Source organism: Nocardia citri (assembly GCF_054065835.1).
The window spans coordinates 138,798-150,282 of sequence record NZ_JBSUQM010000005.1 but is presented as its reverse complement, the minus strand read 5'-3'; the positions used below and the strand labels follow the sequence as shown (position 1 = coordinate 150,282).

The following is an 11,485-nucleotide window of genomic DNA, read 5'->3' as shown; positions in this document are numbered from 1 at the left end:
TTGGTTGATCCCGCGCACTCAGGAACCCATGAGGTCGGTTCGGCGCTCGACAGCTGGGTCGAATCGGCGATCAGATCGTCGGGCGCGGCGAACCACTTCGCCGGCCCCGCGAACACGCGCCGTCGGTGCGGATCAGCTGATGGGCTGGTAGCTGCGGGCGCGCGGACCGGTGTGTGCGGGAAGGTGTTCGTAACCGTGCAAGGTGAACAGCGGACGCCGGGTGGGCGGATCGGTCAATCGCAGGTCCGGAAACGCCTCGAACAGTGCGCGCAGGGCATGCGCAGCTTCCATACGCGCCAGACCGGCCCCCAGGCACACATGGGCGCCGCTGCTGAAGGACAGATGATTCTTGGCGTTGTCCCGGGTGATGTCGAAACGTGCCGGGTCGGTGAACACAGCAGGGTCGCGGTTCGCCCCGGCCAGCGACAGCACCACAGTCGAACCCGCGCGCAACCGAATACCGCCCATCTCCACCACTGTTCGAGTGGTGCGAGCGGTGGTCTGCACCGGCGGATCGATCCGGAGGATCTCCTCTACCGCATTGGGCCACAGTTCCGGCTCAGCGCGCAACCGATCCATCTGATCGGGGTGGCGGAGCAGCCACATGATGCCATTGCCGATCAGGTTGACCGTGGTCTCGAAGCCCGCGGCCATCAGCAGGGTCGCCGACGCGCACAGTTCATAGGTGGACAGATCGCCCGCGGTGACCAGGCTGCTGAGGATATCGTCGCCGGGTTCGGCGCGGAGACGCTCGACGTGCTCGACGAGATACCGTGGTGCACCCGCTCCGACGATTCCATAGCCCGCTGGTGTGTGCGCCAGGAGATCCCGAGGTCGAGCAACGGACTGATGTCATCGCCCCAGCGCAGAAACATCTCACGGTCAGAGTCCGGGAAGCCGAGCATCTCGGAGATGATGGCGATGGGCACCTGCGCCGCGTACCGCGCCACGAGATCAGCGGGCCCGTCGTCGGGGAGCGTCGCGAGCAGTTCCTCGGTGACCGTCTCGATCCTGTCGCGCAGCCGGGCGACGGCACGCGGGTTGAAGGCCGCGCTGACCGGTTTGCGCATCCGGGCGTGCTCGGGCCGGTCGATCACCAGCATCGACGGCGGATCGACCGGGGTCGGCGGGAGGGGCCGACGCTCCAGCGCTCGCAGCACGGGCCGCGGTACACCGAGCACAGTCGGTATACCGACACCGAAACGGTTGTCGCGCAGTATCTCCCGGACCATATCGTGATCGAAGGTGATCCATACTGGAAGGGCGCGATGCAACCCACCCGCCCCGCGCATCTCCTCGATCAGCGCGTAGGGATTCTCGATTCCCTCCGCGCCGCCGATCAACTGAGCGAATGGATCACCCCGACGGAGCAGTATCTTCTTGAACAGGCGGATCAACCCGTGATTGTTGCCCCACCGATACGCGTAATGCGGTTTCATCGAGCCCCTCCATCGTCGAATCGTCGCGCCCCTATGGGCGCAACGAATATCACAGGCTTGGCCAGCGGAGTGGGATGTCGAGACCTACCGTGTAGGTGGCGGGCCTTCAGAATATGCGGATCACCTGTCCGGCCGCACACGCGGCCGACGGTCCTCGTCACACGATTGTCCCCGGCCAGCCACCACCCTGGCCGGGGACAACACGCGAGTCATTCAGCAGTTCTCCCGAAGGTCAAACTGTGACACCGAATACGCCGGTGGGGACGCTGGCGACCAACGTGGGGCTACCACCGCCGATCGGTGCCGACACCACCCTCAGGTTGCCGCTGTCGGTGATGAACAGCAGGCCACCGGAAACGGCGACATCGACCGGGCCCGACAGACCGGTCGTCACCAAGGGGGTCACCGCACCGCCGGTTGCGGGCACCGAAACCACCCTGTTGGCCCCGAATTCGGCGATGTACAGAGTGTTGCCGACACGGGCCAGCCCAAACGGCTGATTCAAGCCGGTCACCACCGGAGTAGCCGTGCCACCGGATGCCGGCATCGAATACACCGTGCCGACGACCGCACCATCGCTGGCATAGACAACGCCGGGCCCATAGGTGTATGGCAGCGGATTGCTCGTGCCGTCCAGATTCGCGGTGACGGTGACGTTCACCGTGCCCGTCCCAGGCGGAGCGACGGCCGTGATCTGGGTATTGGAGTCGATGGTGAATGTGGTTGCCGTCGTACCGAACCGCACAGTCAACGGACCGACACCGCTGAACCCGGAGCCGGCGATCACCACAGAGTTGAAACCGGCTTCCGGGCCGAAACTGGGTGTGAGCGAAGTGAGAACAGGCGCCATTGGTATCCCCTCCAAACGGAGAAAGCGAAAAGGGTTGTACTGCAACGGTGTTGACCATGCCGCGACACCGCTATATCCATTAACCCTCCAGTGAAGGCACTTCGGCAACGAATCCCCGATCCGCTTTCGTCCGGTTTCATCCAGTTTCTCCGGTTCAGGTTTCCCCCGGTCTGGACCGCTATCCGCATCACCGTCATGCAGCCGACTCGCTACTCGCCGAAACCAGTGCATACGAGGCACATACGGCGCCCTAGCGCCGTGGGATGCATTGTCGGCTCTACAGTCACCGGCCCAGTTCGGCACATTCGACCGATCCCGCTGAAGCGATCTACGCCGGCTTTTCGAGGAACTGCCGCGCCCCTTCGGGGCTTGCCCGCCAATCCTCGAGCACCACGCAGACGACGACCCTGGCAAGGGGAATTGACCGTCGTAGAGCACCGGCGGGCATCGACGCCTGCGTGATACCGCACGCCCCACCCGCCGCCACAACACCGACAGCACCCGACAGGTCACCGCGACGGGAATCCGGTCCGCGGCCAGGTCCTCGACCAGTGGCCGCGCCAACTCATCGAGGACGCAGCGTCAGGCATTGCGGGGGTAGCGGAAACCAGCGCAGCGCTTCGAAATGCGATGGGAGGCCGGTGGGACCATCGGGGATCTTCTCGGGGCGGGCCTCGAGCAGGGTGCGGGCCTCGGATAAGTGTTCGGCCAACGCGGCCTCGTCGAGGGTCTCGTGGTCTGTCGAATAGTGCAGGGTGCCAGCACTATCGTAGAAGAGATCTGTCAGGCGCAACGGGGGCTGGTGAGTCCCCCCACGGTGGCGCCACAGGCCGGTGTCCGGATTGAAGATGTAGTCGGTGAGGAGACGGGGGCCGAATGAGGCCAGTAGCTCCACGGCCTCGATCAGATAGTCGCGCACGGTGTCGGAAATGAAATAGTTGAAGTTGATCCGTGTCCAGCCGGGTTTGATGCCCTCGCAACCCAAAGCGATTTCGTCTCGGTAGGCACGCGAATTCTGCGGATCAATGGCCAGGAGCCGATGCCCGTACGGGCCTGCACAGGAGCAGCCGCCGCGGGCTTGAATCCCGAACAAGTCGTTGAGCAGGGCTACGACATAGTTGTGGTGCAGGTAGCGATCCACGCCTGACCGGACTCGGAAGGACACGATGGACAGTCGTCGCGCATGCGGGTGGCCCAGGATTTCGATGTTCGGGTGATCGCGCCACCGGGCGAAGGCATGACGCCACAGCCGCTGTTCCCGTTGCTCGATGAGGTCGGTACCGACGGCGTCCTTGAGCGCGAAGACCAGCCCGGCCCGGATCGACTCGATGATCGCCGGGGTTCCGCCCTCTTCCCTGGCCACAGGATCATCGAGGTATCGGTGACCGATTGGGTCCACGAACGCCACCGTGCCCCCGCCCGGCATGGTGGGCACGGTGTTGCGTACCAACTCCCGCCGGACCACGAGGACACCGGGCGTCTGGGGGCCGCCGACGAATTTGTGCGGAGAGAGAAAGATCGCATCCTTATGGTCGCCACGACCAGGAGCGCTCTCCCGCACGCGGATCGGAACATAGGGACCGGCAGCAGCGAAGTCCCAGAAGGACAACGCGCCGTGCTCATGAAGCAGGGTGGCGATCCGATCGGTGTCCGATAAGACGCCGGTGACGTTGGAGGCGGCAGAGAAGCTACCGATACGCAGAGGTCGGTCCGCGTATCGGATCAGCCGGTGTGCGAGTTGTCCCAGGTCGATGTGACCGCCGGCGTCTTCGTCGATCACCACCACGTCGGCGATGGACTCCCGCCACGGCAACTCGTTGGAGTGGTGTTCGTAGGGGCCGATGAACACCACCGGCCGCTGCGAATCGGGGACCCGCCCACCCCACTGGTAGCGCGCGACCAGCCCGGACGGGATGCGGAGTTCGAGAATGCCAACCAATTTGTTGACCGCCGCCGTTGCCCCGGACCCGCAAAAGATCACCAGGTCATGCTCGGTGCCGCCGACCGCGTCGTGGATGATCTGGCGTGCGTCGTGCCGCAGCAGTGAGGTCTGCAATCCGGTGCCCGAGCTTTCGGTGTGGGTATTGGCGTATCGCGGTAACACCTGCCGTCGGATGAAGTCCTCGAGAAAATCCAACGACCGCCCTGCTGCGGTGTAGTCGGCGTAGATGATCCGGCGCCGGCCATAGGGTCCGTCCAAGACCTCACCTTCACCGATGACCCCTTGCCGAACTCGCTCCAGCAAGGGTGAGGTGGGGACCTGCGCCGCCGAGACATCCGCGCTCCCGGTCACCGTATCCATGCGGTCCCTCGTTCCACCGCGGCTAGCACCTCGTACACAGTCAGCGTGCCCTTGGGCCGTGCGCCGCGCCAGGGCCATTGGTCTTCTGGACGAGTAAGTCCGAAGCTCGATCAGTGATCGTGACCGGATGACCGGCGCGCCGATGGTGTGGTTGTGCCGGATCGCCGCGGCCACCGTCTCCGTGGTGGCGGCGGCCGCGATGGCCACAGCGGCGGCAGCCAGATCGTCGGCGTCGGGTGCCACCACCCGACCGCATGCGACGATGCCTGGTCGCCGACCTACGGCATGTCGGCGGTCGAGGCAGTGTCGATCTCGGCCCGCCCAGTCCGCTGAACCACCGGTGCGGATCCGGCGCGAGGCACCGACCTCACCTTCCTATGTGACTATCCGCAAGGGATGTTCCAGCAGTTCTTTCAGTTGTGCGAGGAACTGAGCCGCGACAGCCCCGTCGATGGCACGGTGATCGGCGGACATGGTGACGCGCAGGATCTTTCGGCTCACCACCTGACCGTCCTGCAGTCGCAGTTCGTCGCCGGCCGCGCCGACGGCGAGGATGGCGGCCTCGGGTGGGTTGATCACGGCTGTGAAGTGCTCGATACCGAACATGCCCAGATTGGAGATGGTAAAGGTGCCTGCACCCATCTCATCGGCGCGCAACTTGCGGTCGCGGGCGCGAGCGGCCTTCTCGCTGCTCTCGGCGGCGATCTGGGAGACGCTTTTACGATCGGCATCCCGGATCACCGGAACGAGCAGACCGGCTGGGGTCGCCACCGCGATGCCGAGGTGAATTCCCTTGTGCTGCAGTAGTTTATCTCCGGCGAAGGAGACATTGACCGTCGGGTTGGCCCGCAGCGTCACGGCAACGGCCTTGACCAGCAGATCGTTGATGCTGACCTTGCCCGCCCCGGAATCCGCCAGGGTCGCGTTCACCTGTGCACGGAACACGAACAGGTCGGTCACGTCGATGGCGCTGGTCAGGTAGATGTGCGGGGCCTGCTGCTTGCTCTCGGTGAGCCGCGTGGCCGAGACGCGCTGAATGGTGGTCAGCGCGATCTCATCGTAGTCACCGGAAACAGGTGCGGCAGGGACGGATCCGGCCGCAGTCGCGGCAGCGACCCCGGGGCCCGCCGACACCAGATCGGTTGCCGCATGCGTGGATTCGACATCTCGCTTCGTCACACGGCCGCTGGGGCCGGTGCCGACTACGGCGGCGATATCGACGCCCAGTTCCTGGGCGATCTTGCGCGCCAGCGGCGACGACTTCTTCCGTTCACCGGGTGCGGCGGTGGGGACGTCGGCCGGAGCAAGCGCCATGGGCGCGACAGAATTCTCGGTGGAGGCGCCCGCCGAAGGTGCGGATTCGCCTCCAGCCGTCGCCCCGCCAATTGCGGATGGCACCGGCGAAGTGCCGGACCGTCCCCCGGCCGCGGGCGCGCCGCTGCCGTCGCCGACGATGGCGATCGGCTCGCCGATGGGCACGCGGGTGCCTTCGGCGGCGATGATCTGCTCGAGCACGCCGTCCTCGTAGGCTTCGAGCTCCATGAGGGCTTTGTCGGTCTCGATCTCCGCGAGCACCTCACCGCGGGTGACCTTGTCGCCGACCTGTTTGAGCCAGCTCGAGACGACACCGTCCTCCATGGTGTCGGACAGGCGTGGCATGGTGATTTCAGGCATAGTTCTGTCCTCGGGTTTCCGGTCTCAGCGCCGCTTGCCCACGGCCGCGAGCGTTTCCACGGCGGCCGTATACAGCGAATCGGCGGACGGCAGGGCCAGCCGCTCGAGCGGCTTGGCGTACGGCAGTGGCACCTCGGCCATGGCGACGCGGCGCACGGGCGCGTCCAGGTAGTCGAAGGCGCCGTCGGAGATGGACGCCGCTACCTCCGCGCCGATGCCGTAGGTGAGCCAGTCGTCCTCCCCGATGACGGCGCAACCGGTCTTCTCGACCGACTTCACCAGGGTGCCGCGATCCAGTGGACGCAAGCTGCGCAGGTCGATGACCTCGGCCGAAATTCCCTCGGCGGCAAGCTTTTCGGCCACCTGGGTGCAGACCGTCGCCATGCGTGAGTAGCCGATCAGGGTGATGTCGGTGCCCTCGCGGGTGACCGCGGCCTTACCGATCTCGGCGGCCGCGAGATTCTCGGGCACCTCGCCCTTGGTGTTGTAGAGCGACAGATTCTCCAGAAACAGCACCGGATCGTCGTCCTCGATGGCGGCCTTGAGCAGCGCCCGCGCATCGGCCGGTGTGCTCGGCGCGACCACCTTCAGGCCGGGCACGAACGCGTAGTACAGCTCGATGTTCTGCGAATGCGTCGCACCCAGTTGCTGCCCGCCGCCACCCGGGGTGCGAATGACCATCGGCACGCTGGTCTGCCCGCCGAACATGCCGTAGATCTTGGCGGCGTGATTGACGATTTGGTCCAGCGCCAGCAGTGAGAAATTGATCGTCATGATCTCGACCACCGGACGCAGGCCGAGCATGGCCGCGCCGATGGCCGCTCCGACGAAACCTTCTTCAGCGATCGGGGTGTCGCGCACCCGCTTCTCGCCGAATTCGTTCAGCAGACCGGCGGTGATCTTGTAGGAGCCTTCGAAGACGCCGATCTCTTCCCCGATGAGGAAGACGTCGTCATTGCGGCGCATCTCCTCGCGCAGGGTTTCGCGCAGCGCTTCACGATAGGTCATGACAGCCACGGTGAATTCCTTAGTGAGTGAACAGCGGATCGGCGGGCAGGCGGCGCGAGTCACCGGCTACTGGCGTCGCGTAGTTGTAGTCGAACAGGCTCGACGGCTCAGGATGTGGACTGTTGTCGGCGAATTCGACGGCGGCGGCAACCTCCGCGGTCACCGCATTCTCGATCGAGGCCGCCGATTCCCCGGTCAGCACACCCGCTTCGAGTAGAGCCGCGTGCCAGCGCACGATCGGATCGTTCTCGCGGGCCACCGAAACCGCCTCGTTCGTGCGGTATTTGGCCGGGTCGACGACGGAGTGGCCCTTGAGTCGGTAGCTCACCGCCTCCAGCAGTGCGGGCTTGCCCTGACGCCGCGCGGTTTCGATGAGCTCGCTCGCCGCGTCGCGCACGGCCAGCACATCGGTGCCGTCCACGCGCTCACCGCGCATGCGGTATGCGCCAGCGCGCTTCCACAGATCCGGTTCGGCGGAAGACTTTTCGACGGTGGTGCCCATGCCGGTCTGGTTGTTGATCACCAGGAACACGATCGGCAGGTGCCACAGCGCCGCTATGTTCAGCGACTCGTGGAACGCGCCGATATTCGTGGTGCCCTCCCCCATCTGGCACACCACCACATCGTCACCGCCGCGATAGTCGATGGCCAGCGCCGCGCCGACCGCCAGCGGAACCTGGCCGCCGACGATGGCGTACCCACCCAGCAGGCGAGTCGCGGTGTCGTACATGTGCATCGACCCGCCCCAGCCCTTGGACGTGCCGGTGGAGCGGCCGTACAGTTCGGCCATGACCCGACCGGGCTCGATGCCCTTGGCCAGCGCGTACCCGTGCTCGCGGTAGTTGGTGAACAGGTAATCGGTAGGCCGCATGGCCGCGCCGATACCGACGACGGTAGCTTCCTCACCCAAGTTGAGATGGCAGTAGCCGCCGATCCGGGCCTGCTGGTAGCTCTGGGCGGTGCGCTCTTCGAAGCGGCGCACGAACAGCATGTCGCGGTACAGGCCACGCAGGGTATCGGGATCTGCTGCGGCGATGCGGGATTCGACCGGACCGATCACGGTGGCGGTGACCGAATCGGCGGCGGCCCCGGCTGTGGTGGCCGGCTGGTCGGGGGTGGGGCGCGTCGTCTTGCGGGACGGCTTGCGGGCTGCGGTGCTCGTGGTCATGAGGGGTCTCCTCAACGCTTGCGGGGCGGCGCGATGTGTACCGGCAGGCCGAGCCCGGTCAGGGCGGCCTCCATACCGATCTCGCCGAGGGTGGGGTGGGCATGGATGGTGTCGGCGAGTTCCTCGAGGGTCGCCTCGAGTGAAATCGCCAGTGCGCCTTCGGTGATCAGGTCGCTGGCGGACGGTCCGATGATGTGCACGCCGAGCACTTCCTGATGCCGCGCACCCGCGACGATCTTCAGGAAGCCCTCGGTATCGCCGAAGGACTTGGCCCGGCCGAGCGCCGCGAACGGGAACTTGGCGGTGATCACCTCGTGCCCGGCGGCGCGGGCGGCGTCCTCGGTGAGGCCGACGCCGGCGATCTCCGGGTGGGTGAAGGTCGCGGCCGGGATCACGGCGTAGTCGATGTGGGCGTCGTGCCCGGCGATGACATCGGCCGCGGTCAGGCCTTGATGCGAGGCCACGTGCGCGAGCAGCGCCTTGCCGGTGACATCACCGATGGCGTAGACGTGCTCGACGCGAGTGCGCAACTGGTCATCGACTGAGATGAAACCCCTTGCGTCCGTGTCGATTCCGGCGACATCGAGATCGAGATCGGCCGTGTTCGGGCGGCGACCCACGCCGACCAGCACCACATCGGCGTCGAGTTCGCGCGCGTGCGGGCCGCCGACGCTCACGCGCAGCGCAGCACCTGCTCGCGCGATGGCGGTGACGGTCGATCCGGTCAGCACTGTTATCCCCCGCTTGCCGAACGAGCGGCCCAGTGCGGCACCGATCTCCTTGTCCTCCAAAGGAACCAGGCGATCCTGCATTTCCACAACGGTGACATCACTGCCGAAGGTGGCGAATAGGCTGGCCCATTCCGCACCCACCGCGCTGCCGCCGATCACCACAAGACGCTCGGGCACCTCGGTCAACCCGAACGCACCGTCGGAAGTGATCACCCCGGGCAGTTCCGCGCCCGGAATCGGCAACTGTGCCGGGACCGAGCCGGTCGCGATGATCACGTCGGTGGCACTTACCGTGCGGGTCGCGGTGGCGGTGGGTGCGGCCGCGTAGCGTGGGCCGCCCGGGAAGATCGGCGACTGGCCCGCCTCGAACACCTCGACCGTGGTCGGTCCGGTGAACCGCGCATGCCCCTCGATAACGGTGACGCCGTTGGCCTTCAGCAGGCCCGTCACACCGTCGGTGAGTTCCTTGACGATGCCGTCCTTGCGCTGGCGCACGGCGGCGAAATCGAAGCGGACATTATCGGCGTGGACGCCGAAATCCGCTGCGTCCTTGATGGTCTGAAAGACCTCGGCGGACCGCAGCATCGCCTTGGTGGGGATGCAACCCCAGTTCAGGCAGACCCCTCCCGGGCGCTCCTTTTCCACCAGCGCGACCCGCACGCCGCGTTGCGCCGCGCGTATGGCCGCGACATATCCCCCGGGCCCGCCGCCGACCACCAGTAGATCGAAATCCGGCACTCGTGGTGCTCCTCATCCTCGAATGGAATCGACCTACCGTGGTTGCGGCGTGGTCGTTCATCCGAGTGTTGTGGTCACCGGATGCACAAACAATGACCTCGAAGTCCAGAAATCCAGGGCCCGAACTGGGCGCTGCGCCCAATCCGGTACCTATCAGCGGGGACGCGTCGACCTAATCGCGGGTCGGCCCGCCGAGGTCCAGGGCGGCCAGCGCAAGGGAAAGCTCCAGGAAGCAACGCTGTCCGTCCAGCGGGCGACCCAGCAGTGTGGCGATGCGCTCCATCCGGTTGATCACCGTATTCCGATGGCAGTGCAGCTGCGGCGCGGCATGCGCCGCAGAGCGGTTCTCGGCCAGCCAGACGGCCAGGGTGCGCAGCAGGATCTCCCGCTCTTTGACCGGCAGTTCGAGCACCGGTCCGAGGGTGCGCGTGACAAAGAGCTCGGTCAGGTCGGATGAGCGCACCAACAGCGCCTCGGGATAGCGCTCGTCCAGCGAAACCAGCACCCCCATCGCATCATCCGGTACGGTGTCGAGCGCGAGGAGAGCCAGCGTATGCGCAGTATCGATCTCGGCCAGCCCAGCTACCGCCGCCGAGACCGCCGCCCGCCCACGCACCTGTGGCCGAACCAATTGCACCGCGGATTCGACGGCTCGATGGTCCAATGCGACCAGCCCGACCGTCGAATCGGCGCGTTCGTGCCACACCGAGCGAATTCCCATACAAGCCAGCGCCGTTTCCGTGCCAGGGTGCAGCGGATGCGCCTTACCGCGGGCCACCACGACGACATAGTTCCCGTGCACCGGCAGATTCAGCTCCCGAGCCGCCCGCGCCGCGAACAACGCATCGCGCGCCCGCCCCGCGAGCACATCCTCGATCAGCCCGTGCCGGCGCCGCTCATCCCGCCGCACCCGATCCAGCTCGGTATTGCGATAAGAAGTCACCAGCGCCGACGACATCCCGTCGATCACCGCCCACATGGCTGTCCCCGTATCCCGGAACTGCGTGGGCGCCATATCCCCGGCCTTGTCGAGCAGTGCCTCCCACACAATCCGCCCACCGAGCCGGAAGGTCCGCTGCATGGCCTCGAGCGGCACCCCCTGCTCCGCACGCAATTCACCGATCGACGCGGCGACATCATCCTGCTCGGCGCGCGCGGCCGGCTCATCCAGCAGGTCCAGAATCCGGGTGAGGAACCGCTGACATCCATCGCGCAGATCCGCGTGTGTCACTGCGGAGTAGTCGGTCCACTCCGGGATATCGGTGAAGATGGCGGCCATCAGCCGCCGGGTCAGTTCGGGAATCTCGGTCCTGACTGCCGCGGCCAGTTCCGATGAGCTCACCGCGGTCCCAGAGTTCTCGGGTGCCGCCACATCGGCCCAGGTTACGCCGAGCCGCGCGATCGGCTGCCACCCGATTACCAGCAGAACTGCCGGAATGCCGATCAGCGTCCACCATCGACTACTTCGCGGCGATGTCGCCGACCGGTAGCGCTCGCTGGGCGGCTGATCAGACCCCAAGTGCCCGCCCCACTGACAGTGGGTGTGCCCGGTCCAGCAGGATGTCTGTGACTAAC

7 protein-coding genes and 1 pseudogene are annotated in these 11,485 nt (G+C 66.1%); all 8 read right to left on the bottom strand.

The genetic code is table 11. From position 1 onward, the window contains the following. Positions 1-132 precede the first annotated feature (132 nt). Positions 133-1,439: pseudogene (locus ACW2Q0_RS10335) on the bottom strand (cytochrome P450). A gap of 232 nt (positions 1,440-1,671) precedes the next feature. Next, positions 1,672-2,289, bottom strand: a complete 618-nt coding sequence (locus tag ACW2Q0_RS10330) for an IPT/TIG domain-containing protein (RefSeq protein WP_457188607.1) — start codon at positions 2,287-2,289, stop codon at positions 1,672-1,674. Positions 2,290-2,854: 565 nt separating this feature from the next. Beyond that, positions 2,855-4,591 (bottom strand): aminotransferase class V-fold PLP-dependent enzyme, encoded by a 1,737-nt coding sequence (locus ACW2Q0_RS10325; protein ID WP_457188605.1) that lies wholly within the window; start codon positions 4,589-4,591, stop codon positions 2,855-2,857. 375 nt (positions 4,592-4,966) lie between these two features. Further along, complete coding sequence (locus ACW2Q0_RS10320; protein ID WP_457188603.1) at positions 4,967-6,265, bottom strand: dihydrolipoamide acetyltransferase family protein; 1,299 nt, start codon at positions 6,263-6,265, stop codon at positions 4,967-4,969. Positions 6,266-6,289: 24 nt separating this feature from the next. Next, positions 6,290-7,273, bottom strand: a complete 984-nt coding sequence (locus tag ACW2Q0_RS10315; RefSeq protein WP_457188862.1) for an alpha-ketoacid dehydrogenase subunit beta — start codon at positions 7,271-7,273, stop codon at positions 6,290-6,292. 19 nt (positions 7,274-7,292) lie between these two features. Further along, positions 7,293-8,441, bottom strand: a complete 1,149-nt coding sequence (gene pdhA / locus ACW2Q0_RS10310) for a pyruvate dehydrogenase (acetyl-transferring) E1 component subunit alpha (protein ID WP_457188601.1) — start codon at positions 8,439-8,441, stop codon at positions 7,293-7,295. Positions 8,442-8,452: 11 nt separating this feature from the next. Beyond that, complete coding sequence (lpdA, locus tag ACW2Q0_RS10305) at positions 8,453-9,910, bottom strand: dihydrolipoyl dehydrogenase (RefSeq protein ID WP_457188599.1); 1,458 nt, start codon at positions 9,908-9,910, stop codon at positions 8,453-8,455. A gap of 172 nt (positions 9,911-10,082) precedes the next feature. Beyond that, positions 10,083-11,429, bottom strand: a complete 1,347-nt coding sequence (locus tag ACW2Q0_RS10300) for a PucR family transcriptional regulator (protein ID WP_457188597.1) — start codon at positions 11,427-11,429, stop codon at positions 10,083-10,085. Positions 11,430-11,485: the final 56 nt, after the last annotated feature.

What these genes read in the sequence shown, in the direction of transcription:
- ACW2Q0_RS10330 (WP_457188607.1), bottom strand. Translation starts at nt 2,289, where the DNA reads ATGGCGCCTGTTCTCACTTCGCTCACACCCAGTTTCGGCCCGGAAGCC.
- ACW2Q0_RS10325 (WP_457188605.1), bottom strand. Translation starts at nt 4,591, where the DNA reads ATGGATACGGTGACCGGGAGCGCGGATGTCTCGGCGGCGCAGGTCCCC.
- ACW2Q0_RS10320 (WP_457188603.1), bottom strand. Translation starts at nt 6,265, where the DNA reads ATGCCTGAAATCACCATGCCACGCCTGTCCGACACCATGGAGGACGGT.
- ACW2Q0_RS10315 (WP_457188862.1), bottom strand. Translation starts at nt 7,273, where the DNA reads ATGACCTATCGTGAAGCGCTGCGCGAAACCCTGCGCGAGGAGATGCGC.
- pdhA (WP_457188601.1), bottom strand. Translation starts at nt 8,441, where the DNA reads ATGACCACGAGCACCGCAGCCCGCAAGCCGTCCCGCAAGACGACGCGC.